The sequence below is a fragment of the Bradyrhizobium sp. HKCCYLRH3059 genome (genome assembly GCF_051168035.1).
In the GTDB taxonomy this organism is placed as follows: domain Bacteria; phylum Pseudomonadota; class Alphaproteobacteria; order Rhizobiales; family Xanthobacteraceae; genus Bradyrhizobium.
This window is the reverse complement of the sequence record NZ_JBNPUF010000002.1, coordinates 776,848-801,243: the sequence shown is the minus strand read 5'-3', so window position 1 is coordinate 801,243 and position 24,396 is coordinate 776,848. Positions and strand designations below refer to the sequence as shown.

Below are 24,396 nucleotides of genomic sequence, written 5' to 3'. Positions count from 1 at the left end.
CATTCGAGAACAGGATTGCCGCCTTGTACAGATTTCTCGAGGAAACCGCCGGCAACTACATGACGCGGAACGTCACGACCGTGACCCGGGAGACGACGATCCGCGAGCTCGGCGAGATGTTCGACCGCGACGATTTCAACACCTACCCCGTCGTCGAGAACGACGAGGTGATCGGCATCGTCACCAAGTTCGACGTGCTGAAATGCTTTGCCTTCACGCCGAATCAGATGCTGCCGCGCTACAGCGACCTGATGAACCGGACGGTCGCCGACGTGATGACGTCCGAGTTCATCTACGTCAGGCCGGATACGAAGCTGACGCGCGTGCTGCAGCTGATGGTCGAGCATCGCATCCGCAGCCTTCCCGTGACCGATGCCGACAACCGCGTGGTCGGGATCGTCGCCCGCGAGGACATCGTGCGAGCGCTGGCGGCTGCCGCCAAGGATTGAGCGCGGCGCGCTGAGTCCGAAGCCTGCTACGAACGTCTAATGACGGCCGGCATGCATCGCTGCATGCCGGCCGTCGCCATGTCTGCGAGCGAAACCGCGTCGTCGTGCAACACTCCGCCTGTTTACCGGCGAACTGGTCGCAAAGTTGATTTCGATCAATTCCACGTGTGAACGATTGTGGTTGCTGGGCTCGTGTTCTTTCAGCGAGATTCCGCATGAGCGCGTCCTCATCCACAAAATCCATGACCATCGGCGAAAGTGGCTTGTCGCTCACTTTTGCCGTCACCGCCTTCCTGTGCGTCTTCGCTGCGGCGAAGGCACTGGATACGGCCTTCGCGTTCCACGCCTCGCTCGCGGCTGCCGCCAGCGCGGCGTCCGTCTTCTTCATCCTCAACCGCTACTTCGAGCGCGGCGAGCTGCCGCCGCAGGAGATCAATGGTCGGCCGAACTACAATCTCGGTCCGATCAAGTTCGCCTCGTTCATGTCGATGTTCTGGGGCATCGCCGGCTTCACGGTCGGCCTCATCATCGCCTCGCAACTGGCCTGGCCCGCGCTGAACTTCGACCTGCCATGGACCAGCTTCGGCCGCCTGCGGCCGCTGCATACCTCGGCGGTGATCTTCGCCTTCGGCGGCAACGTGCTGCTGGCGACGTCGTTCTACGTCGTGCAGCGGACCTGCCGCGTGCGTCTCGCCGGTGATCTCGCGCCCTGGTTCGTGGTGATCGGCTATAACTTCTTCATCCTGATCGCGGGCACGGGCTATCTGCTCGGTGTCACCGAGGGCAAGGAGTACGCCGAGCCCGAATGGTACTCGGATCTTTGGCTGACGATCGTCTGGGTGGTCTACCTGCTGGTCTTCCTGACGACGATCATCAAGCGCAAGGAGCCGCACATCTTCGTGGCGAACTGGTTCTATCTTGCCTTCATCGTCACGATCGCGGTTCTGCACCTCGGCAACAATCCGGCGCTTCCGGTGTCGCTGTTCGGCTCCAAGTCCTACATCGCCTGGGGTGGCGTGCAGGATGCGATGTTCCAGTGGTGGTACGGCCACAACGCGGTCGGCTTCTTCCTGACCGCCGGCTTCCTGGCCATCATGTACTACTTCATCCCGAAGCGGGCTGAGCGTCCGATCTACTCGTATCGGCTGTCGATCATCCACTTCTGGGCGCTGATCTTCCTCTACATCTGGGCCGGCCCGCACCATCTGCACTATACGGCGCTGCCGGACTGGACGCAGACCCTGGGCATGACCTTCTCGATCATGCTGTGGATGCCCTCCTGGGGCGGCATGATCAACGGCCTGATGACCCTGTCGGGAGCGTGGGACAAGCTGCGGACGGACCCCGTGCTGCGCATGCTGGTCGTCTCGGTCGCCTTCTACGGCATGTCGACCTTCGAAGGTCCGATGATGTCGATCAAGGTGGTCAACTCGCTCAGCCACTACACCGACTGGACCATCGGTCACGTGCACTCCGGTGCGCTCGGCTGGGTCGGCTTCGTCTCCTTCGGCGCGCTGTACTGCCTGGTGCCGTGGATCTGGAACCGCAAGGGTCTCTATAGCCTCAAGCTCGTGAACTGGCACTTCTGGACGGCCACGCTGGGCATCGTGCTCTACATCTCCGCGATGTGGGTCTCGGGCATCCTGCAGGGTCTGATGTGGCGGTCCTACACGGCGCTCGGCTTCCTCGAATACTCGTTCATCGAGACCGTCGAGGCGATGCACCCCTTCTACATCATCCGTGCCGCTGGTGGCGCACTGTTCCTGATCGGCTCACTCATCATGGCCTACAATCTCTGGATGACGGTCCGTGTCGGTGAGGAAGAAGTTCAGTCGCCCGTCGCCCTTCAGCCGGCGGAGTGAGGTATCAACCATGTCTTTCTGGCAACGACACCAAGTCTTCGAGAAGAACTCGATCATCCTGGTCATCGGCATCCTGCTGGTGATCGCGATCGGCGGCCTCGTCGAGATCACTCCGCTCTTCTACCTGAAGAGCACGATCGAGGCGGTCGACGGCGTGCGTCCCTATACGCCGCTCGAGCTGGCCGGCCGCAACATCTACGTCCGCGAGGGCTGCTATCTCTGCCATTCGCAGATGGTTCGTCCGCTGCGCGACGAAGTGGAACGCTACGGCCACTTCTCGCTCGCCGCGGAGAGCATGTACGACCATCCGTTCCAGTGGGGCTCCAAGCGTACGGGTCCTGACCTCGCCCGCGTCGGCAACAAGTACTCCGACGACTGGCATGTCACCCACCTGACCAACCCGCGCGCCATCGTCCCGCAGTCGATCATGCCCGGCTATCCCTTCCTGAAGGAGACCGAGCTGAACGCCGACAACGTCGCCGATCACCTGAAGACGCTGCGGGCGGTGGGTGTGCCCTACACCGACGACCAGATCGCCAACGCCGCCGCCGACCTCAAGGCGCAGGTCGATCCGGACGGTGCCGGTGCCGAGGCGCTCACCAAACGCTATCCGAAGGCGGTGGTGCGCAACTTCGACGGCAAGGCGGGTGCGCCGACCGAGATGGATGCGCTGGTAGCGTACCTGCAAATGCTCGGCACCTTGGTCGACTTCAAGATCTACAACGAAAAAGCCAATCTGCGCTGAGATCAGAGGCGAACATCATGAAGCCCATCATTGCAGTCGAAAACATCGCGTCGTCACTCGTGACGACGCTGTGGACCCCGATCTTCGTCGCGATCTTCATCGCGATCGTGACCTATGCCCTCTGGCCTCGCAACAAGGCCGCTTTCGACGAGGCGGCGAGCATGCCGTTGCGGGAGGATTAATTCATCATGGCTGACCATACCGAAGTCGACAGTGTCTCCGGCACCCCCACCACCGGCCACGCCTGGGACGGCATCAAGGAGCTCAACACCCCGCTGCCGCGGTGGTGGGTGATCACCTTCTACATCACCATCGTCTGGGCGATCGGCTACTGGATCGTGTATCCGGCCTGGCCGACCATCTCCAGCAACACCCAGGGCCTGTTCGGCTACTCGTCCCGTGCGGACGTGGCGGTCGAGCTTGCCAATCTCGAGAAGATCCGCGGCGCCAAGATGGCCGCGCTCGCGACCGCCTCGCTCGCCGACATCGAGAAGGATCCGGCGATGCTGGCCCTGGCGCGCGCCAAGGGCAAGACGGTGTTCGGCGACAATTGCGCCGCCTGCCACGGGACCGGCGCGGCCGGCGCCAAGGGCTTCCCGAACCTGAACGACGACGACTGGCTGTGGGGCGGCTCGCTGGAGCAGATCCAGCAGACCCTGCTGTACGGCGTGCGCTCGGGTCACCCGAAGACGCGTGAGGGCCAGATGCTCGCCTTCGGCAAGGACGGTGTCCTGAAGCCGGCGGAGATCGTCACGGTCGCCAACTACGTTCGGGAGCTGGCGGGCCTGCCGACCCGGCCGGGTTATGACGCCAAGGCCGGCGCCAAGGTCTTCGCCGAGAACTGCGCGGCCTGCCATGGCGACAACGCCAAGGGCAATCCGGAGCTCGGCGCGCCGAACCTCACCGACAAGATCTGGCTGTACGGCTCCGACGAGGCGACCCTGATCGAGACCATCACCAATGGTCGCGCCGGCGTCATGCCGGCCTGGGAGGGCCGTCTCGACCCGACCACGATCAAGGCGATGGCGGTCTATGTCCACTCGCTGGGTGGCGGAAAGTAACGGAAATCCAACGGAACTTTCCCTTCGATTGAGCTGGATCAACTGAGCGGCCGGAGGTGGACATACCTTCGGCCGCAACTGCGAGAAGACCCCCCAGCCATGATCCGCCAGCCATGAACCAGACGGTAAGACCGGACGACCTGAAGCCTCAGGACCTGCAGCCCGTGGACGATTACGGTCCGCTCTATGCTGCGCACAAGAAGGTCTATCCCCAGAGCGTCTCGGGCACTTTCCGCCGGATCAAATGGGGCCTGATGGGCTTCTGCCTCGGCGTCTATTATTTCCTGCCGTTCGTGCGCTGGAATCGCGGCCTCGGCGCGCCCGACCAGGCGGTGCTGATCGACTTCCCGAACCACCGCTTCTATTTCTTCTTCATCGAGCTGTGGCCGCAGGAGGTGTACTACTTCACCGGCCTCCTGATCATCGCCGCCATCGGCCTGTTCCTGATGAACGCGATCGGCGGCCGTATCTGGTGCGGCTATCTGTGCCCTCAGACAGTGTGGACCGACCTGTTCTATGCCGTCGAGCGCCTGATCGAGGGTGACCGGCGGGAGCGCATGAAGAAGGATGCCTCCGGCGACCCGATGAAGCTGGAGCGGATTTCGGAGCTCGTGCTCAAGCATTCGATCTGGCTGATGATCGCGTGGTGGACCGGCGGCGCCTGGGTGCTGTATTTCAGCGATGCGCCGACGCTCGTGAAGGATCTCATCACCTTCCAGGGGCCGATGCTCGCCTATGTCTGGATCGCGATCCTGACCGCGACGACCTACACGCTCGCCGGCTTCATGCGCGAGCAGGTCTGCGTTTATATGTGCCCGTGGCCGCGCATCCAGGCGGCGCTGACCGACGAATGGGCGCTCAACGTCACCTACCGCTATGACCGCGGCGAGAGCCGCATGTCGGTCAAGAAGGCCGCCGAATTGCGGGCGCTCGGCCAGCCGGCCGGCGACTGCATCGATTGCAAGCAATGCGTGGCGGTATGCCCGACCGGCATCGACATCCGCGACGGCGCCCAGATGGATTGCATCCAGTGCGGCCTCTGCATCGACGCCTGCGATACCGTCATGACCAAGATCGGCCGCCCGACGCGGCTGATCGGCTATGACAACGACATCAACATCCATCGTCGGCAGGAAGGCAAGCCGCCGATCTACAAGCTCGTGCGCCCGCGGACCATCGTCTATGCCGCGATCATCGCCGTGGTCGGCGGCGCCATGGTCTACAAGCTCGCGACCCGGTCGCTGCTCGAGGTCAACGTGCTGCACGATCGCAATCCGATCGCGATCAAGCTGTCCGACGGCTCGATCCGCAATGCCTATACGGTGCGCGTCCTCAACAAGCACGGCTTCGATCGCGTCATCGCCATCGACATCGAGGGGCCTGCCAATTCGACCGTCCACGTCGTCGGTGCGGATTCGGTGACGCCGGACCGGCCTATGATCGTGATCGGGCGCGACCAGACCGAGGAGCTGCGCCTCCTGGTGACCGCTCCCGAGGAGAACAATCCCGCGAAGTCCATCCCAGTGAAGTTCCATGTGACGGATATCGGTCTCGGCGTCGTCGCCTCCGCCACCGACAATTTCGTCAGCCCGTAGAGCTAAGGAGCCTGTCAATGGCCAGCCGTTCCAATCCTTCTTTCCAGCTGACCGGAGGCATGGTGCTCGCGATGCTCCTCGCCTTCTTCGGGACCGTGATCGGCGTCAACGTCTACATGATGAAGATGGCGATCTCGACCCTGCCGGGCACCGAGGTCGACAGCGCCTACAGCGCCAGCCTCGGCTACGAGAAGGAGATCGCGGCGGCGCGCGCCCAGGAGGCGCGGCGCTGGCAGGTCGAGGCGCATATCGAGCGTAGCGCCGGCGGCGCCGCCATCCTGCAGGTCAACGCGCGCGACGCAAGCGGCAATCCCGTCTCGGGCCTGACCTTCCAGGGCCGGCTCGAGCGTCCGGCCGACAAGCGCGCGGATCAGGACGTCGCCCTCGCCGAGGTCGGCATCGGCATCTATCGCGGCACGGCGGAGGCGATCGCGCCGGGCCAGTGGGACCTCGTGCTCGAAGGTGATTCCAGCGGCCGCCGCCTGTTCATGTCGAAGAACCGCGTGCTGCTGAACTGAAGGGACTTCCGATCATGCATGTGACGCGTGACTTCTCCCACTACGTCAAGGATCTCGGCGCCGGCCTGAAGCACATCGACCTCGCGGTCGAGGGTGTCAGCTGCGCCGGCTGCATGGCCAAGATCGAGCGCGGCCTCTCGGCACTGCCCGACGTGACGCTCGCGCGGGTCAACCTGACCGACCGCCGCGTCGCGCTGGAATGGAAGCAGGGCACGCTCGATCCGGCCAAGTTCATCGACCGCCTCGCCGAACTCGGCTACAAGGCCTATCCGTTCGAGAAGGCAAGCGCCGAGGCCACCGAGGCCGAGGAATCGCGCTTCCTGCTGCGCTGTCTCGGCGTCGCCGCGTTCGCGACCATGAACGTGATGATGCTGTCGATCCCGGTGTGGTCCGGCAATGTCAGCGACATGCTGCCGGAGCAGCGCGACTTCTTCCACTGGCTGTCGGCCGTCATCGCATTGCCGGCCGCGGCCTATGCCGGCCAGCCGTTCTTCCGTTCGGCATGGCGCGCGCTCAAGAGCGGCAACGTCAACATGGACGTGCCGATCTGCATCGGCGTGATCCTGGCGCTGGGCATGTCGGTCGTCGAGACCTTCCACCACGCCGAGCACGCCTATTTCGACGCCGCGATCATGCTGCTGACCTTCCTGCTGGTCGGCCGCTATCTCGACCAGAACATGCGGCGGCGGACTCGCGCGGTCGCCGGCAATCTCGCCGCGCTGAAGGCGGAGACCGCGACCAAGTTCATCGGCCCCGACGAGATTTCGGAGGTACCGGTCGCCGCCGTTCGCGCCGGCGATCTCGTGCTGCTGCGGCCCGGCGAGCGCTGCGCCGTCGACGGCGTCGTGGTTGAGGGCCGCTCCGAGATCGACCAGAGCCTGATCACCGGCGAGACGCTGTACGTGCCGGCCGAGCAGGGCACGGCGGTCTATGCGGGTTCGCTCAACATTTCCGGCACGCTGCGCGTCCGGGTGTCGGCCGCGGCCGAGGGCACCTTGCTCGCCGAGATCACGCGCCTGCTCGACAACGCGCTGCAGGCCCGCTCGCGCTACATGCGCCTCGCCGACCGCGCCTCGCGGCTCTATGCGCCGGTCGTGCACGCGACAGCGGCGCTCACCGTGCTCGGCTGGGTGCTGATGGGCGCGAGCTGGCATGACGCCATCGTCACCGGCATTGCCGTGCTGATCATCACCTGTCCCTGCGCCCTCGGGCTCGCGATTCCCACCGTGCAGACCGTGGCGTCGGGCGCGATGTTCAAGTCCGGCGTGCTGCTCAATGCGGGCGATGCGATCGAGCGCCTCGCCGAGGCCGATCACGTCATCTTCGACAAGACCGGCACCTTGACGCTGCCGGAGCTCGAGGTCGTCAACGCCGCCGACATCCCTGCAGATGTGTTCGCGCTGGCCGGCCAGCTCGCGCTGTCGAGCCATCATCCGGTGGCCGCGGCGGTGGCACAGGCCGCCAATGCGCGGTCGCCGCTGATGGGCGCGGTCGAGGAGCCGGGCCAGGGTGTCCGCGCCGTCGTCGACGGCGTCGAGATCAGGCTGGGACGTCCAACCTTCTGCGGCGCCGAGGCGCTGGTTGCGCAGACCGGCAGCGTCGATCCCGAGGCCTCGGTGGTGGCCTTCAGCCGCGGCGACAGCAAGTACCTGTTCTCGGTGCGGCAGGGCTTGCGCCCCGACGCCGCCAAGATCGTCGCCGGCCTGCAGCGGCGCGGCATCAAGGTCGAGATCCTCTCGGGCGATCGCGAGGCGGCGGTGGCCGCGGCCGCCAAGGCGCTCGGCATCGGCGAGTGGCGCGCCGGCGTCACGCCGGCCGACAAGATCGCGCGCATCGAGGAGCTGAAGCGCGCGGGCGTCAAGGTCATGATGGTCGGCGACGGCATGAACGACGCGCCGTCGCTCGCCGCCGCGCACGTCTCGATGTCGCCGATCTCGGCCGCGCATCTGAGCCAAGCCACCGCGGATCTCGTCTTCCTCGGTCGTCCCCTGGCGCCGGTGCTGGCCGCGATCGACTACGCGCGCAAGGCGCTGCATCTGATGCGGCAGAATCTGTGGCTCGCAGTCGGCTATAACGCCCTGGCGGTGCCGCTGGCGATCAGCGGCGTCGTCACCCCGCTGATCGCGGCAGCCGCGATGTCCGGCTCGTCGATCATCGTCATGCTGAATGCGCTGCGTGCCCGCAAGGTGGCCGGGGAGGCCGCGTCATGGAAGTGATGATCATTCTCGTCCCGCTCGCTCTGGCGCTCGGCCTTGCCGGCCTGGTCGGCTTTCTCTGGTCGCTGAAGAGCGGCCAGTATGAGGATCTCGAAGGGGCGGCCTGGCGCGCCATCGCCGACGACGATGAGCAGGCCCCGCCGGCTCAGCCCGAGGCCGCGCCGAGCCGGTCCTGAACGCCTGGCAGCGTCATCCGACGCGCCAGGTATCCCGCGACCGCGAGCGCGGCGGCGATGCCTGCCACGCAAGCCGTCCAGCCGAACCGGTCGAACAACTGGCCGAGCACGGCCGTTCCGATGATGCCGCCGGCGAAATAGCTGGCGAGGTAAAGACCGCTTGCAACGCCCTGATCGTGGGCGGCGGTCTTTCCGACGAAACCTGTGGTCACGGCCTGGGCGAAGAACGTGCCCGCTCCGACCAGCACCATGCCGGCGAGCACCGCCCCGAGCTGTGACGACAGCATCAGGACGAGGCCGAGGCCTGCGGTTGCGAGTGCGCCCCAGATCGCGCCCTGTGTGCCAATCCTTGCGACCGTCCGGCCGGCGAGCAGCGTGGTGACGATCGAGGGCAGGAAGACGAAATACACCAGTCCGACCTCCATCATGCCGAGCGACAGCGGCGGTCGCACCAGCACGAAGTTCACGAAGGTGAAGGCGCCGATGAAGGCGAACAGGACGCAGAAGCCGACGCCGAAGGCCGCGCGCAGCCGGCGGTCGCGCAGGTGATCGGCGATGGCCCCGCCGCGCAGCCGCATCGTTCCCTGCACACGCATGGCCGCGCCTCCGACCGCGAATGCGGCGAGAAGGGCACCGCAGACATTGAGCGCGGCGAAGACGTAGAAGGTCGGCTTGAGGCCCAGGGCACCGGTGAGACCGGCCGAGAGCAGGCGCCCGACCAGATTGCTGGCGACGTTGCCGGTGATATAGGCCGCGAAGGCGCCGCCGGCCTCGCTGGCGGTGCACTGCTCGCCGAGATAGGCAAGGGTGAGGGCGAACGCCGAGGCCATGCACAGGCCCTGCAGGATGCGCAAGCCTGCGAACACCGTCAGGTCGGGCGCGCTGCCGAGCAAGGCGGTGAAGCCGGCGAGCAGGGCAAGGCTGGCGACGATGCCGATCCGGCGATCGATCAGCGGGCTGAGCAGGCCGATGACCAGGCTCGCGATCGCCATTCCCAGCGTGCAGGCGTTGACGGCAAGCCCCATCTCGGCCGCGCTGACCTGATAGTAGCGCGCGAGGACCGGCAGCATCGCCTGCGCCGCGAACAGATCGACGAGGCTGAAAAAGGCGAGCAGGCCGACCAGGACCGCGCGCCGCGCCGCCCTTCGTGCATTCACATCGGCGGCTCCAATCGGCAACCGTGCGGACAGATCCGTCATGGCAATCTCCTCGGCTCCACAGGCAACGCGGCCGTATCCGGATCGCCTGCCTGAAGGGGGCGATCCGAAGGCGGCTGGCGGAGGCCCGCGATCTACATGTTGTGATCGTGCGGATCCTTGCGAACGTCGCCGACATAGAGGATGACCGTCTCCTTGCCGTCGTTCTTCCACCAATGCGACGTGCCGAACACCTCGGCTCTCAGATCGCCGGCCTTGTGCAGGATCGGCTCGGCGCAGTTGCTGGCATATTCGATGATCTCGCCCTGCTGAACGAAGATCAGCGCCGGGCGATCGTCATGGCTGTGCCACGGCACGATGCCGCCGGGCGCGATGGTCAGCTTGCGGAAGCGCAACTCGCGGTCCTTGATATTGGCGGGCTGCTTGGCGAGATCGATCGCGCCAAGCGTGACGTCGGTAACGCCGACCGCCTTGACGTCGGCTTTCTCACGTACGCCGGCCTTGATCTTGTCGGCCGGACACTCGCCGGCGCGGGCGCCGGACGCCGCGATCACCGTCGTAGCAACGGCCAGGACGAAAGCAGCGCTCAGGCGGCGCGCGCGTGTAGGTGCGATCTGCATCAACATGTCATTGTCTCCTCTGATGGAACAGCGGCCCGCGCCGAGCGGGCATCGCGAGGCGCACCATCGGGGAGCAGGGGACATGATGGAAATGCATCCTTTCTCTGGAGCCGATAGACCGCCGCTATCGATAGGCGGACGCTATCCTCGCGATTGGACAACGGCATTTCTCAAGCAGAGCAGGTCGCGCTTGTAATGCGGACGCCCGATGACGGGCGACAGCATTCATGAGGAGGAGATATCCATGACCCGCCTGTCCAAGACCTTGATCGCCGCGGCCGTGGTCGCGGTCTCTGCCACCGCAGCCATCGCGCAAGGCGGCCTCGATCTCGCGCCCGGCATGGCCTATGTCTACAGCGCCGGCAAGACCAGCATGATGACGATGGCCGCCGGCGACGCCAATCATCGGGCCATGATGCGCCACGCCAGGAAGGTGCCGAACAACACCGTCTTCTTCATGAGCGACGGGCAGCTCTATTCGGCGCCCGGCATGCTCGATCCCACCGGCAATTTCTATCGGCCCTGAGCGCGACAGTCGGGCAGGCCGCCCTTGTGGTCGGCTTGCCCGGGAAACTATCATGGTTGGGGTCCTGAACCTGCCGGAGCTGCTCATGACAGTGCTTTCACCCGCGGATGCCGAGCGGCTCAGACAGGCCTTCCTGCAATGCAGGGAGATGCAGGGCACCCTGCGTCAGCAGCTCGATGCCTATGCCGCTGCGGGTCGCGAGATCTTTCCGGCCTACGCGTCCGCCGTCGACCGCCTGGTGGCGCGGCTCGGAGACAACGGCGGCGGCGAGACTGCGCCGCGGCCCGGTGAGACGATGCCGCCATTCGTCCTCCCCGATGAGGCTGGCCGGCTGGTGAGCCTGCAATCCTGCCTCGTCCGGGGGCCGGTCGCCGTGATGTTCTTCCGCGGCCATTGGTGCCCCTATTGCCGGCTCAACGTTCGCGCGGTGATCAAGGCGCAGGAGCGCATCGACGCCGCGGGCGGCGCGATCGTCGCGATCATGCCGGAGCTGCAGGCGTTCACGCAGCAGTTCAAATCGGACGCCGGCGCCACCTTCCCTGTGTTGACGGATCTCGACAACGGCTATGCCTTGTCGCTCAACCTCGCGATCTGGCTTGGTCGTGAGATCCAGCAACTACTGGCGCACCAGGACCTGGCGAGCTTCCACGGCAATGACGGCTGGGTGTTGCCCATTCCGGCTGCCTTCGTGGTCGGGCGTGACGGTCTCGTAAAGGCGCGCTTCGTCGATCCCGATTTCCGCAAGCGGATGGAAATCGACGATCTGGTCGAAGCGCTTCGCCAGGCCGCGGCTCAGGACAGCTGAGCGAGCCATCCCTGCCAGTTCCTGCCGCGCAGCATGCGCATCACGGTCGAGGCAACCGCCGTGCGTTCACGGCCAGCAACGCCGTAGAGATGAACGGTGCGCCGCGCGTCGAGTCCGTCGACGGTGGCCCGATGCAGGGTCTCCGGCAGCGTGGTCGTTTGCGGCACCACACCGATGCCGACTCCGGCTTCCATCAGCGCGATCAGGTCGCGTTCGGAGTGGACATCATGAGTTCGTCCGAGGTCGACGCCGCGTTCGCGGAGCAGCGTGCGCAACCTGTCCGCATGTTCGCAATAGTTGCGGCACAGCAACGCGTCACCGCCCAGATCATCGATCGCGATCGGATCCTGCCCGGCCAGCCGGTGCCGGCTGCTCACGGCGAGCGCGAAGTCCTCCGTGAAGAGAGGCCAGACATCCAGCCGATCCCAGGTCTCGTCGATCTCCGAGGCGATGCCGAGCTCCGCTTCGCCGCTCTTCAGATGCTCTGCGATCATGCGGCTGCTGCCGCGTAGAAACCTGAGCTCGAGCTGGTTGAACTGGCGCTGCAGCTGATCGAGCAGCGGGATCAGCAGCGCAAGGTCGACCGAGTCGGCGAGCGCGATCCGGAGCGTGCCGAGCTCTCCGCTCTTGAAGGACGAGGCGAGGGTTCGCGCGCCAACGGCAGCCTCGTAGCATTGCTTCAGCAGTGGATGCATGCGCTGGCCGAGCTCGGTGAGTTGCGCGGCCGGCCGCTCACGCCGGAACAAGTCGCCACCGAGCTCGGCTTCGAGCTGCTTGATCGCACGCGTCAGCGACGGCTGCGTCACGTTGCATTCCTCGGCCGCGCGCGTGAAGTGCAGCAGCCGGGCAACGGCAAGAAAATACCGAACCTGATGCATTTCCATCGAGGTGCTCCGTTCGATCGGGCCGACGTCCCCGGGTGCAATATCCTACCAAGCGGGGCTTGGCACCAGCGATTGCGATAGCGAACACCTATCGTGTGGTGAGCCAAACGGCATTTCCATTGGTCATGGCGGCCCGGCAATTTGTGCAGGCACGGGGCTCAACTGCTCGGACGAAGGCGACGCCATGGCTGTAGATTCACTGAAAGCCCGATCCACATTACCTCCGTTGTCCGGCAGGGTGGCGGTGATCACCGGCTCGACCAGCGGCATCGGTCTGGGGATTGCGCAGGCACTTGCCGGTGCCGGGGCGCACGTGATGCTGAACGGCTTCGGAGCTCCCGAGGAGATCGGCCGCATCAGGTCGCAGATCGCTGCGGAGTTCGGTGTTCGCACCGGCTATGCTGCGGCCGACATGACGCAGCCGGAAGCGATCGCGCGCATGATGGCCGGTACCCTGCAGGAATTTGGCCGTATCGACATCCTGGTCAACAACGCCGGCATTCAACACGTCGCGCCGCTCGAGCAGTTTCCCGTCGAAAAGTGGGACGCCATCGTTGCGGTCAATCTCTCGTCGGCGTTCCACACGATGCGGTTGGCACTGCCGTCGATGCGGCGGAATAGCTTCGGTCGCATCATCAACATCGCCTCGGCGCATGGCCTCGTCGCGTCGCCGTTCAAATCGGCCTATGTCGCTGCCAAGCATGGCATCATCGGCTTGACCAAGGTCGCGGCGCTGGAGGCGGCCGAGATCGGCATCACCTGCAATGCGATCTGTCCAGGCTACGTCTACACGCCGCTGGTCGAGGCGCAGATCGACGGACAGGCCAGGGCGCACGGCATCTCCCGCGATCAGGTCATCCGCGATGTCCTGCTGGCGCAACAGCCGAACAAGCGCTTTGCAACGGTGGAGGAGATCGGTGCGCTCGCCGTCTTTCTCGCCAGCGATGCCGCCGCATCGATCACCGGTGTTGCCCTGCCGGTCGATGGTGGTTGGACCGCACATTGACGGTTGGGCGATGTAACAGCGACGGGAAAACTGCGAACAGGACAATGCATCAGGAGGGAGACATGAGGAGGGAGACATGGCCGACGTCGACGACACGATGTGCGCGATGATCGATCGCAGCAGGCTGCCTGGGCAGGTGGTTCTCGTCCTGCAGGGCGGTGGTGCGCTCGGTTCATACCAGGCCGGCGTCTATCAGGCGCTGCACGAGGCTGGTCTGGAGCCGGACTGGGTGATCGGGACATCGATTGGCGCCATCAATGCCGCTCTCATCGCCGGCAGCCCGGTGCAGGAGCGCATGACGCGGCTGCGGGAGTTCTGGAAGCAGATGCACCGGCGGCCAGCCTGGACAGTGCGCACGGCCTTTCCGGATTTCAACGAGCGGCTGTCCTATTGGACGACCGTGACGCATGGGATTCCGGGCTTCTTCCGTCCCAACGCCCTGGCGCATGCCGGGGAGTCCTATCCGCTCGGTGCCGAGCAGGCCGGCTATTACTCGACCGCTCCGCTGCGCGAAACGCTGCAGGAGCTCGTCGACTTCGATCGTCTCAACAATGGCGGTCTACGCCTCACGGTCGGGGCGGCGCATGTCAGGACGAGCCGGATGCGCTATTTCGACAGTCGCGACGAGGTGCTGGATGTCCGCCACATCCTGGCATCGGGCGCGCTGCCTCCCGCGTTTCCGGCAGTTCGCATCGATGGCGAACTGTATTGGGACGGCGGCATCCTGTCGAACACGCCGACCGAGGTCGTGTTCGACGACAATCCGCGAAAGGACTCGCTGATCTTCGCCGTGCATCTGTGGAATCCCGAGGGAGCCGAGCCGACGACCATGGCGGAGGTGTTCAACCGCCACAAGGACGCGCAATATTCGAGCCGGATCTCGAGCCATATCGCGCGCCAGCAGCAGACGCATCGGCTGCGGCATATCATCAATCAGCTTGCGGTTCATTTGCCGGAGTCGGCCCGCAATGATCCGGCGATCCGCGATCTTGTCAGTCACGGTTGCCAGACGCGGATGCATGTCGTCCGGCTGCTGGCCCCGCAACTCGCTCGCGAGAGCCATACCAAGGATATCGATTTCACCGAGCGAGGCATCATCGCGCGCTGGACTGCGGGCTATCAGCACACGCGATCGGTCCTGCAGCGCAGGCCCTGGTCGGGCGAGCACGATCCGCTCTCCGGCGTGGTGTTGCACGATCCCTCGGTTACGCTTGCAGCGGCTGCGGAGTAGAGGGCCCGATGGGCCGAGTCGATCCGATTGGCGCGGTATCGCGGCATTCCGATACCGCTCGGATCAGCTCAGTTTAAGGGATTAGTCGCCATTCGTTCTTAATCATTATGGCGCGGCAGCATCGCCGCGATTCGTGTTTGCCGACCGCGCGGGGACGTCGCCGGAGGCCGCTGCGCCAGCGCGTATCGGCCGACGCGAGCGTGACCGGCCGGGCAGCGATATTTGATTGGGAACGGCCGATGTCCGAGCGCTCGGTGCTGCAGAATGAGACGATCAAGCCGGAGACCGGTGCGGTCAGTCTCAAATGGAAAATTCTTGCCGGCAATCTGCTGACCGGCTTCTTCGCGATGGCCTTCGCCTTTGCGCTCGCATGGAGCGGGTGGGGCGACTTGCGCAAGCGCGAGCGGGCGGAGCAGGTTCTGGACGCCTTCGAGCTGGCACTGAAGGTCAATGCGCAGATCCCGCTCGAGCGCGGCCAGTGGAATCTGCTCGCGGCGGCCGGGTCCGCGTCGGCGGATGATGTCGCCAAGCTCGACAAGGCCATCGCCACGACGGACGAGTCGCTGGCACGGGCCAAGACCGCCGCGCAAGTTGCGGGCCTGCCGACCACCAACATCGATGCCGCAGCGACGACACTGCGTGGCGTCCGTTCGGCGGCGCGCAACGCTGTACCGCTTCCGGCCGCGCAACGTCCGGCGAACATCCAGGCGACGACCACGGATGGCCTCGGTCGGGCGGCCGAGTCCCTGAATGCCGCCATCGACGAGACCGCGATCGAGCTGTCGGGGGCCGGCGGCGAGGTCGAGAACCTGTTGCCTTCGGCCCAGCTTGCGCAGCTGTCGCAATCGATGCGCACGATCAACGGCGCGCGCTCCGCCGTGCTGCGCTTCTTCATCCAGAACGTCAGCTGGACCCCGGCGCGTCTTGCCGAGGTGACCGAGCAGAGCGGACAGGTGACCCTGCTGTGGCAGCAGATCGAGCTCGCGGCGCGCAGCGTTCGCAATACGCCGGAGGTGTCCGCCGCGCTGGAGCACGTGCGCACGACCCTGATGGGTGCTGGCGAACAGCGCTACCGTCAGATCGTCACGGCGGGGCGCGACGGACAGCCGTCGCCGGTCACGGCTGAGGAATGGGGCCGCTGGACCACGCCGATGCTGAACAACGTCATCGTGCTGCGCGATGCGGCGCTGAAGTCCGCGCATCAGGCCATCGATCAGGCGATCGGCGCGGCGCGGCTGCGGCTGTTCATCGCGCTCGGCGTTCTGCTGCTGGTGGCGATCGTGTCGGTCGCCGTGGTCATCGGCGTCGTCCGCGGCGTCATCGGCCCGCTGGTCGGGCTGACCGGCGTGACCCTGCGCCTCGCCAATGGCGAGCTGAGCGCCGACATTCCGAACGAGTCCCGCAAGGACGAGATCGGCGCGATGGCGCGCGCCCTGAAGATCTTCAAGGACGCGCTGATCGCCAAGAAGGCCTCGGACGAGGCCGCGCAGCGCGACGCGCAGGCGCAGATCGATCGGGCCCAGCGGCTGGATGCGCTGACGCGCAACTTCGAGTCGACGATCGCCGACATCGTCAACACCGTGTCGTCGGCGGCCTCGGGCCTCGAGACGTCGGCGGATATGCTGACAAACACCGCTAGCCGCTCGCAGGAGCTCAGCACGGTGGTGGCGGCTGCGTCGGAGGAAGCGTCCGCCAACGTTCAGTCGGTCGCCTCCGCCACCGAGGAGCTCTCCTCGTCGGTGACCGAGATCAGCCGTCAGGTCCAGGCGTCGGCCCGCATGGCCGGCGACGCCGTGCAGCAGGTGCGCCAGACCAATGGGCGCGTCGCCGAGTTGTCGCAGGCCGCAGCCCGCATCGGCGACGTCGTCGAGCTCATCAACAGCATTGCCGGACAGACCAATCTCCTCGCACTCAACGCCACCATCGAGGCGGCGCGCGCCGGCGACGCCGGCCGCGGCTTCGCGGTGGTCGCGACCGAGGTGAAGGCGCTCGCGGAACAGACGGCGAAGGCGACCGAGGAGATCTCACAGCAGATCTCGGGCGTGCAGGCCGCGACGCAGGAATCGGTGAATTCGATCCAGGCGATCAGCTCGACGATCGAGCGGCTTGCCGAGATCGGAGCAGCCATTGCGGCGGCGGTCGAAGAGCAGGGCGCGGCAACGCAGGAAATCTCGCGTAACGTGCAGCAGGCCGCCCACGGCACCCAGCAGGTCTCGTCCAACATCACGGACGTGCAGCGCGGCGCCTCGCAGACCGGCTCGGCCTCCGCCGAGGTGCTGTCGTCGGCCAAGTCGCTGGCTGGAGATTCCAACCGCCTCAAGCGGGAGGTCGGCAGCTTCCTGGAAGCGGTCCGCGCAGCGTAAGAAGCTGGCCTTTCAAGCGCCCAAGAAAAAGCCCGGACGACGTCCGGGCTTTTGTTGTTTGACCGTAGCCCGGATGAGCGAAGCGATATCCGGGGCCTGTTCGACAGGATGAGATAAACCCGGATGTCGCTTCGCTCATCCGGGCTACGGGAGCGGGCTACGACGCCAGCATCTTCCGGTACAGCGCGTTGTAGCAGGCGGCCGACAGGTTCCAGCTGAATGAGCGTGCCATCGCCGACAGCCGCATCTCGTTCAGCCGTTCGGTGCTGGTGAACGCCGAGAACGCGCGCTTCACCCCGCCGAGGAAGGATTCCGCCGACGGCTTCTCGAACAGGAATCCGGTCTCGCCATCTGTGATGGTCTCGGCGAGGCCGCCGGTCTGGTGGCCGATCGGCAGCGAGCCGAAGCGCTGGGCATACATCTGGCTCAGGCCGCATGGCTCGAAGCGCGACGGCATCAGGGTGAAGTCGCTGCCGGCGAAGATGCGCCGCGCCTGTGCATCGTTGAAGCCGATGGCGACCCCGATCGCGTCCGGCCGGCGGCGGTGGGCCTCCATCAGCGCGCGCTCGATGGCGGGCTCGCCGGTGCCGGTGACCACGATCTGGCCGCCGGCGCCGACGATCTCATCGGCGGCTTCCAGCACCAGGTCGATGCCCTTCTGATGGACGAGGCGCGCGACGATGCCGAACATCGGACCGCGCGACACGGCGAGGCCGAACTGCTTGCGGACGTAGTCGGCGTTGGCCTTCTTGCCCTTCCAGTCGCCCGCGGCGAAGGGCTGCGCCAGCTGCTGGCAGTAACGGGGATCCCAGCTCTCGTCGATGCCGTTGAGAATGCCGGTCAGCTCATCGGCATTGGAGCGCTGCCGGAGCAGGCCCTCCAGCCCGCAGCCGAGCTCGGGCGTCGTGATCTCCTGGGCATAGGTCGAGCTGACCGTGGTGAGATGCGACGCATAGATCAGACCGCCCTTGAGAAAGGACAGTTTGTCGTAGAACTCCAGACCGTCGATGTGGAACGAGGATTCGGGGGCGCCGATCCGGCGCAGCGACTCGCGCGGGAACAGGCCCTGATAGGCGAGGTTGTGGATGGTCAGGATCGACGGTACGTCGACCCCGCGCCACGCCAGATAGGCCGGCACCAATGCGGCCTGCCAATCATTGGCGTGGACCAGATCGGCTGCCCAGTTCTTGTCCAGCGTGCCCGCCGCCAACTCGGCGGCGGCGGCGGCGAGACGGCCGAAGCGGATGTCGTTGTCCGCCCAGTCCTGCCCGCTTTCGTCGCCATAGGGGTTGCCCGGCCGGTCGTAGAGCTCGTCGCAGAGCAGGACGTAGACCGGCAGGCCGTCGCGGGTCGACGACCGCCCCAGGGCGCAGCCCGGCATCTCTGCCAGGGGCGCGCAGTGGCCGACGATCTCGATGTGAGTGAGTTGCTCGATCACGTCCCGGTAGCCGGGCAGCATGATCCTGACGTCGGTGTGTGAGCGCAGCGCCCGGGGAAGTGCCGCCGAAACGGCAGCCAGTCCGCCCACCCGGACGAAATCGTCCATTTCGGTCGTAACGAACAGAACCCGCAAGAGATGTCCTCGATCAAGCCCCATGTTCGTCCTATGCAAGAAAAGGTCCAAATCAGTCATGAAGAAAGGCGCTGCCGCACCGCGGCGGAACGCCAAACGCTTTCGACATCGAATGGTTCGATCTAGAAACGACCTGCACGACGATCGATGGCTTACGCTTTGTGAATCAGCGACGGCAAAGCGGACCTTCGGCCTCGGTGCCGAGCGAGAAGAGTTCAAACCAGGGAGCTGCCAGGGTGAGTCTAGTGGGAAACGATGAGAGCCGTTTGACAGGATGTTTCGAGGGACTGCGCGTCCTCGACTTCTCGACCACCATCGCCGGCCCGCACTGTGCCCGCATGCTTGCCGATATGGGAGCGGAGGTGATCAAGATCGAGTCAGTCGAAGGTGAAACCATGCGCACCCGGCCTCCGATGCGTCATGGCTGCTCTACCGCTTTCGGTCAGCTCAACGTCGGCAAGAAGAGCGTCGTGCTCGACCTCAAGTCGCGCGACGGTGTCGCCGCGGTGTGTCGGCTGGTCGCATCGGCCGATATCCTGGTTGAGAACTTCCGCCCTGGAGTGATGCAGCGGCTCGGGCTGGACTATGCGGCCTTGAGCGCGCTGAATCCGCGGCTGATCTACTGCTCGATCTCGGGCTACGGCCAGACCGGCCCATCGGCGGAACTCCCGGCCTACGCCCCGGTGATCCATGCGGCTTCGGGCTACGACATGGCGCATCTCGCCTACCAGCCGGGGCGCAGCCGGCCCGATTATTGCGGCATCTATCATGCCGACGTCGTCACCGGGACCTACGCGTTCGGCGCCATCGCCTCCGCTCTGTATCAGCGCGAACGCAACGGGCGCGGCCAGCACATCGACTGCTCGATGCTGGAATCGATGCTGAGCCTGACACTGAACGAGATCCAATGGTCGCAATTTCCCGTCGCGCAGCCGTCGCGGCCGACCTTCGGCCCGGCGGAGTGTCGCGACGGCTATGTGATGATCGCCATCGCCAGCGAGAAGACGTTCCAGAACCTGATGACCGTGATCGGCCATCCGGACTGGGTTGATGATCCCAGATTCGCAAAATATTCCGACCGGCGGGCAAACTGGGGGGCGCTGATGGATGGCGTGGAAGCCTGGTCGCGCGGGCTCAACGTCGCCCAGTGCCTGGCGGCATTGAATGCGGGCGGCGTGCCCAGTTCGGCCTACCGCAGCGTGGCCGATGCGCTGGCTGATCCGCAGATCGCGCATCGCGGCGCGCTGGCCGATGTGGAGGATGCAGCCGGCAACTTCAAGGTCGTCAACCTGCCGTTTCGGATGTCGGAAGCGAAGGTTGCGGCCGGCCCGCGGGCCGCAAGCCTCGGAGAGCATACCGTGGAAGTCCTGCGGGGAGCTGGCGTAGGCGACGCTGCAAAACCTTGAGCTCGCTGAGGCAAAACGCTGCAGGGCTGCCATGACCGCAGGCGCTGCGCGCAGCCTTGCCGCTCCTCGCGTTTCCAGCCAATGTCGCGATATCGCAAGAACAGTCCGGACCAGCCGGGCGCGCTCATGCCGGGGAGGAGGTCCAAGGCGACGTTGCCGCGCGCAGCCTCGCCGCTCGTCCCGTCGATGCGCCGTCCGGTCGCGCCCGCACCGGACTACGGGAGTGAAACCATGAAGAGCTTCAAGGTCACCGATTTCAATGCGCCGCTGACCGAGGTCGACGAGCCGACACCGCAACCATTCGGCAAACAGGTGCTGATCAAGGTGAAGGCGGCCGGCGTCTGCCACAGCGATCTGCACATCTGGGAAGGCGGCTATGATCTCGGGCACGGCCGCAAGCCGCTGTCCCTCAAGGATCGCGGCGTGTCGCTGCCGCGGACCATGGGCCACGAGAGCGCCGGCGAGATCGTGGCGTTCGGGCCGGAGGTCACCGAGGCGGAGAAGGGCGGGCTGAAGGTCGGCGACGTCGTGCTGGTCTATCCCTGGATCGGCTGCGGCAAGTGCGCCACCTGTCTCGCCGGCGACGAGAACATGTGCCTGAAGCCGGCCTCGCTCGGCGTCTATTGCGACGGCGGCTATGCCGACCACATGACCGTGCCGCATCCGCGCCACCTGATCGACCTCAAGGGGCTCGATCCGGTGACGACCGCGCCTTACGCCTGCTCCGGCGTCACGACCTACAGCGCGCTGAAGAAGGTCGAGAAGGATTTCGACACGCCGATCGTGATCTTCGGCGCCGGCGGCCTCGGGCTGATGGCGCTGTCGCTGTTGAAGGCGATGGGCGGCAAGGGCGCGATCGTGGTCGATATCGACGCACGCAAGCGCGAGGCGGCGCTGGCGGCCGGCGCGCTGGCGGCGGTCGACGGCAAGGCGCCGGATGCGCTGGAGCAACTGAACAAGGCCGCAGGCGAGCCGATCCGGGCCGTCATCGACCTGGTCGGCAATGCCGCCACCGCGCAGCTGGGCTTCGACTGCCTCACCAAGGGCGGCAAGCTGGTCATCGTCGGCCTGTTCGGCGGCGGCGCGCCGTGGGCGCTGCCGCTCATTCCGATCAAGGCGGTGACGATCCAGGGCAGCTATGTCGGCAATCTCCGCGAGACAAAGGAGCTGCTCGACCTCGTCCGTGCCAAGCACATCGCGCCGATCCCGGTGACGCCGATGCCGCTCGCCAAGGCCAACGATGCTCTGCGTGAGCTGCAGAAGGGTCAGCTGGTCGGCCGCGCCGTGCTGACGCCGTAGGACACACCCTCTCCATCGTCATTGCGAGGAGCGAAGCGACGAAGCAATCCAGAGTCTCAACCTGGGCCCTGGATTGCTTCCGCCGTCGCCCTTCGGGCTAAGGCGGACAAGTCGCTTCGCTCGCAATGACGGCGCTAAATCCCTCGTGTGACGAAGAAAAAAGCATGCCCTCCACTAACGCACTCCACATCGCAGTCCTCCCCGGCGACGGCATCGGGCCGGAGGTCATGGCGCCGGCCCTTGAAGTGCTGCGCAAGGTCGAGGCCAAGGCCGGCCTGTCGTTCCGGTTCACCGAGGCCCAGGCCGGTGCGAACAACTATCTCGCGACCGGCGTCTCGATCGCCGACTCCACGATCCGGCTGTGCGAAGAGGCGGACGCGATCCTGCTCGGCGCCTGCGGGCTGCCGTCGGTGCGCTATCCCGACAACACCGAGATCGCGCCGCAGATCGAGCTGCGCTTCCATTTCGACCTCTATGCCGGCGTGCGGCCGGCGCGGCTGATCCCGGGCGTGCCGAGTCCGATCGTCGGCGCCGCCGAGCGCGGCATCGACTTCGTCGTGATCCGCGAGTCCACCGAAGGCCTGTTCGCCTCGATGGGCAAAGGTGTCGTGACACATGAGGAGGCGCGCGAGACCCTCGTCATCACCCGCAAGACATCTGAGCGGCTGTTCAACTTCTCCTTCAAGCTCGCCGCCCGGCGCCGCGCGCGCGGCCGCTCGGGGACTTTAGCCTGCGTCGACAAGGCCAACGTCTTCAAGGCCTTCGCCTACTTCCGTAAGATCTTCGACGAGGTCGCTCAACTTCATCCGGACGTGAAGACGGACCGCCTCTACATCGATGCTTGCGCGCTCATGCTGGTGAAGCGCCCGTGGGATTTCGACGTTCTGGTCACCGAGAACATGTTCGGCGACATCCTGTCCGATCTCGCCGCCGGTCTCGTCGGCGGCATGGGCATGGCGCCGTCGGCCGACATCGGCGATCGCCACGCCGTGTTCCAGCCCTGCCACGGCACCGCGCCCGACATCATGGGACAGGGCAAGGCCAACCCGACCGCGATGGTCCTGTCGGCCGCGATGATGCTGGACTGGCTGGCGGACACCCATGGCATCGAGGGGGCAGCCGAGGCTGCCCAGCGGATCGAGCAGGCCGTCGACCAAGTCTATGCATCCGGCCTCAAGCCATTCGAGTTCGGTGGCAATGCCGGCACGATCGACGTGACCAGGGCGGTGCTGGAGGCGCTCTAACGTCCCTTGAAGGCTGGCTTGCGCTTCTCCATGAAGGCGCGGCGGCCCTCGCGGAAATCCTCCGAATCCATGCAGATGTCGCCGATCCGCTTGATAGCTTCCATGTCGCGGCGACTTTCGTCCTTCAGCACTTCGGCGATGGTGATCTTGGCGGCCTTGACCGCCAGCGGCGCATTGACGGCAATGGTGCGGGCGATTTCCAGCGTGGCCGGCAGCAGTTCGCCGTTGCTCATCATCCGGTCGACGAGGCCGATCCGCAGCGCCTCCGCGGCATCGATCCGCAGGCCCGTATAGAGCAGCAGCCGCGCCTGCGACGGGCCGACCAGTGACACCAGGTTGCGCAGGCCGTCATAGCCATAGGCGATGCCGAGCCTGGCGGCGGGGATGCCGAACTGGCTGTCCGCGGCGGCGAAGCGCATGTCGGTCAACATCGCGATCTGCAGGCCGCCGCCGAGGCAGAAGCCGCTGACGCAGGCGATCGTCGGCTTCGGGTAGCCGGCGAGCAGCGCCCGCTGGGCGGCGCTTCGCTCGGCATAGGCCTCCGAGGCCGCGGCATTGTGGCGGCTCTGCTCGAACTGGCTGATGTCGGCGCCGGACACGAAGGCCTTGCCGCCGGCGCCGGTCAGCACCACGACCCGGATCGCGTCATCGTCGCGCAGCGCGACCAGTGCCTGGCCGAGCCCCTCCCACATCTCCAGCGACATCGCATTGCGCTTGTCCGGGTTGTTGAAGGTAATGATGCCGACGCCATCGTCCGCTCTGGTCATGAGGATCTTGTCCCCGGCGAAGGTGGTGGGGAGCTCGGAGATGGTCGGCATGTGGGTCCGTCCGCAGGAGGGCAGGCGGCCGCCATCGTTCACCGCGCCCGTGACGGCGTCAATGCAAGTTCAGGACATGATGGGCAGGCAAAGGGACGTTCGGGCCGAGGCTCTCGACCTGTGCATGTGTGGCCCAGGAGAGGACGCGCAGCAGTCATGATCAGCGTCGGCCGGACGGGACCGAAACGCCGGCATGCCGCCACTTCCTATGACGGCAGAGAGCACGAGATTATAAAGGCGACGAAGCCTCAGACCGCGCAGCGATCGCTGTGCGGACGAGAAGGGCCGGTGTGTCGGCCGCGCCGATCGCTCGGCCTTGAGCCGAGGCAGTGAACTCGCCCGAGCTGGCAGAGCGCCTGGCGCCCCCAAGTTGCGCCCTCGAGCGAAGATGGCCCATATCCATCACGGGCAGACCTGTCTGACGGATCAGACAGCCTTGCCTATTCTTCGTTCGCTGCGATCGATTCCATCAAGGATACCAGCTGACGCTGCACGGTCTGGTCCTTGATCTTGCTGTAGGCGCGCAGCAACCGCAGGCTGAAGGCTGAGTCCAGGAACAGGAGGCTCTCGACCTCGCGCGCCTTGCTGTCGCCGTCGTAGAAGAACGTCACGGGCACGTCGAGCGCGGTGGCGATCTGCTGCAGACGCGCAGCGCCGACCCGGTTGACGCCCTTCTCGTACTTCTGGACCTGCTGGAAGCTCACGCCGAGCTTCTCGCCGAGCTCGGCCTGCGAGATCTTCTGCTCTACACGCCGCAGGCGAATCCGCTTGCCGAGCTCGATGTCGGGCTTGCCCGCACTGCGCTGCTTCATTTTCTTTGCCGCTGATTTGTTCATACTGAT

At 65.7% G+C, this 24,396-nt stretch carries 23 protein-coding genes; 17 read left to right on the top strand and 6 right to left on the bottom strand.

Annotation, left to right across the window (positions count from 1 at the left end):
* The first annotated feature begins 23 nt into the window (after positions 1–23).
* From ACQR13_RS10555 to ccoS, 9 genes are all read left to right on the top strand, one after another.
* Positions 24–449, top strand: coding sequence for a CBS domain-containing protein (locus ACQR13_RS10555; RefSeq protein WP_315715700.1), 426 nt, complete (start codon positions 24–26; stop codon positions 447–449).
* Positions 450–664: 215 nt separating this feature from the next.
* Complete coding sequence (gene ccoN, locus ACQR13_RS10550; protein WP_316164329.1) at positions 665–2,311, top strand: cytochrome-c oxidase, cbb3-type subunit I; 1,647 nt, start codon at positions 665–667, stop codon at positions 2,309–2,311.
* Between the two features lie 10 nt (positions 2,312–2,321).
* Positions 2,322–3,056, top strand: coding sequence for a cytochrome-c oxidase, cbb3-type subunit II (gene ccoO / locus ACQR13_RS10545; RefSeq protein WP_172236801.1), 735 nt, complete (start codon positions 2,322–2,324; stop codon positions 3,054–3,056).
* 17 nt (positions 3,057–3,073) lie between these two features.
* Positions 3,074–3,238: a cbb3-type cytochrome oxidase subunit 3 gene (locus ACQR13_RS10540; protein WP_315715702.1), complete on the top strand. Its 165-nt coding sequence runs from the start codon at positions 3,074–3,076 to the stop codon at positions 3,236–3,238.
* A 6-nt stretch (positions 3,239–3,244) separates the two neighbouring features.
* Complete coding sequence (ccoP, locus tag ACQR13_RS10535) at positions 3,245–4,117, top strand: cytochrome-c oxidase, cbb3-type subunit III (protein WP_315715703.1); 873 nt, start codon at positions 3,245–3,247, stop codon at positions 4,115–4,117.
* Positions 4,118–4,230: 113 nt separating this feature from the next.
* Positions 4,231–5,712 (top strand): cytochrome c oxidase accessory protein CcoG, encoded by a 1,482-nt coding sequence (ccoG, locus tag ACQR13_RS10530; RefSeq protein ID WP_315715704.1) that lies wholly within the window; start codon positions 4,231–4,233, stop codon positions 5,710–5,712.
* Between the two features lie 17 nt (positions 5,713–5,729).
* A complete protein-coding gene (locus ACQR13_RS10525; RefSeq protein ID WP_315715705.1) occupies positions 5,730–6,230 on the top strand; it encodes a FixH family protein in 501 nt (166 codons plus the stop codon).
* 14 nt (positions 6,231–6,244) lie between these two features.
* Complete coding sequence (locus ACQR13_RS10520) at positions 6,245–8,446, top strand: cation-translocating P-type ATPase (protein WP_315715706.1); 2,202 nt, start codon at positions 6,245–6,247, stop codon at positions 8,444–8,446.
* Positions 8,437–8,622, top strand: coding sequence for a cbb3-type cytochrome oxidase assembly protein CcoS (gene ccoS / locus ACQR13_RS10515; protein ID WP_315715707.1), 186 nt, complete (start codon positions 8,437–8,439; stop codon positions 8,620–8,622). The genes ACQR13_RS10520 and ccoS overlap by 10 nt, the downstream gene beginning before the upstream one ends.
* Here ccoS and ACQR13_RS10510 read toward each other — a convergent pair.
* Both ACQR13_RS10510 and ACQR13_RS10505 read right to left on the bottom strand, forming a co-directional pair.
* Complete coding sequence (locus tag ACQR13_RS10510; protein WP_315754195.1) at positions 8,592–9,821, bottom strand: MFS transporter; 1,230 nt, start codon at positions 9,819–9,821, stop codon at positions 8,592–8,594. The genes ccoS and ACQR13_RS10510 overlap by 31 nt on opposite strands.
* Before the next feature lie 92 nt (positions 9,822–9,913).
* Positions 9,914–10,399, bottom strand: a complete 486-nt coding sequence (locus ACQR13_RS10505) for a cupin domain-containing protein (protein ID WP_409977935.1) — start codon at positions 10,397–10,399, stop codon at positions 9,914–9,916.
* A 244-nt stretch (positions 10,400–10,643) separates the two neighbouring features.
* Between ACQR13_RS10505 and ACQR13_RS10500 the strand changes: the two genes are divergently transcribed.
* The gene (locus ACQR13_RS10500) at positions 10,644–10,925 is read left to right on the top strand and encodes a hypothetical protein (protein WP_434862804.1); all 282 of its coding nucleotides are present in this window, start codon (positions 10,644–10,646) and stop codon (positions 10,923–10,925) included.
* Positions 10,926–11,010: 85 nt separating this feature from the next.
* Positions 11,011–11,730, top strand: a complete 720-nt coding sequence (locus tag ACQR13_RS10495) for a peroxiredoxin-like family protein (protein ID WP_316202301.1) — start codon at positions 11,011–11,013, stop codon at positions 11,728–11,730.
* Here ACQR13_RS10495 and ACQR13_RS10490 read toward each other — a convergent pair.
* Complete coding sequence (locus ACQR13_RS10490; RefSeq protein WP_316202328.1) at positions 11,718–12,608, bottom strand: LysR family transcriptional regulator; 891 nt, start codon at positions 12,606–12,608, stop codon at positions 11,718–11,720. The two genes, ACQR13_RS10495 and ACQR13_RS10490, sit on opposite strands and share 13 nt — an antisense overlap.
* 190 nt (positions 12,609–12,798) lie before the next feature.
* On the opposite strand from ACQR13_RS10490, the gene ACQR13_RS10485 reads away from it, so the two are divergent.
* The 3 genes from ACQR13_RS10485 (at position 12,799) to ACQR13_RS10475 (ending at position 17,214) form a co-directional block, all read left to right on the top strand.
* Positions 12,799–13,620 (top strand): 3-hydroxybutyrate dehydrogenase, encoded by an 822-nt coding sequence (locus tag ACQR13_RS10485; protein WP_315754193.1) that lies wholly within the window; start codon positions 12,799–12,801, stop codon positions 13,618–13,620.
* A 76-nt stretch (positions 13,621–13,696) separates the two neighbouring features.
* Entirely contained in the window at positions 13,697–14,851 is a 1,155-nt protein-coding gene (locus tag ACQR13_RS10480) for a patatin-like phospholipase family protein (protein WP_316202300.1), read from the top strand.
* 239 nt (positions 14,852–15,090) lie between these two features.
* The gene (locus ACQR13_RS10475) at positions 15,091–17,214 is read left to right on the top strand and encodes a methyl-accepting chemotaxis protein (RefSeq protein ID WP_315754189.1); all 2,124 of its coding nucleotides are present in this window, start codon (positions 15,091–15,093) and stop codon (positions 17,212–17,214) included.
* 157 nt (positions 17,215–17,371) lie between these two features.
* Here ACQR13_RS10475 and glgA read toward each other — a convergent pair whose 3' ends face one another.
* Complete coding sequence (glgA, locus tag ACQR13_RS10470) at positions 17,372–18,787, bottom strand: glycogen synthase GlgA (RefSeq protein ID WP_315715717.1); 1,416 nt, start codon at positions 18,785–18,787, stop codon at positions 17,372–17,374.
* A gap of 338 nt (positions 18,788–19,125) precedes the next feature.
* Here glgA and ACQR13_RS10465 point away from each other — a divergent pair, with 338 nt between their 5' ends.
* The 3 genes from ACQR13_RS10465 to ACQR13_RS10455 all read left to right on the top strand — a co-directional run bounded on the left by ACQR13_RS10465 (position 19,126) and on the right by ACQR13_RS10455 (position 22,736).
* Positions 19,126–20,193 carry a CaiB/BaiF CoA transferase family protein gene (locus ACQR13_RS10465; protein ID WP_410052270.1) on the top strand — a complete coding sequence of 356 codons (1,068 nt, stop codon included), beginning with the start codon at positions 19,126–19,128 and terminating at the stop codon, positions 20,191–20,193.
* A gap of 231 nt (positions 20,194–20,424) precedes the next feature.
* Entirely contained in the window at positions 20,425–21,492 is a 1,068-nt protein-coding gene (locus tag ACQR13_RS10460) for an alcohol dehydrogenase (RefSeq protein WP_315715718.1), read from the top strand.
* 164 nt (positions 21,493–21,656) lie between these two features.
* Positions 21,657–22,736, top strand: coding sequence for an isocitrate/isopropylmalate dehydrogenase family protein (locus ACQR13_RS10455; RefSeq protein ID WP_434862803.1), 1,080 nt, complete (start codon positions 21,657–21,659; stop codon positions 22,734–22,736).
* Here the strand turns inward: ACQR13_RS10455 and ACQR13_RS10450 are convergent.
* Together ACQR13_RS10450 and ACQR13_RS10445 are read right to left on the bottom strand one after the other, a co-directional pair.
* Complete coding sequence (locus tag ACQR13_RS10450; RefSeq protein ID WP_434862802.1) at positions 22,733–23,554, bottom strand: enoyl-CoA hydratase; 822 nt, start codon at positions 23,552–23,554, stop codon at positions 22,733–22,735. The two genes, ACQR13_RS10455 and ACQR13_RS10450, sit on opposite strands and share 4 nt — an antisense overlap.
* A 440-nt stretch (positions 23,555–23,994) precedes the next feature.
* Positions 23,995–24,390: a helix-turn-helix domain-containing protein gene (locus ACQR13_RS10445; protein ID WP_015668220.1), complete on the bottom strand. Its 396-nt coding sequence runs from the start codon at positions 24,388–24,390 to the stop codon at positions 23,995–23,997.
* Between the last annotated feature and the right edge of the window lie 6 nt (positions 24,391–24,396).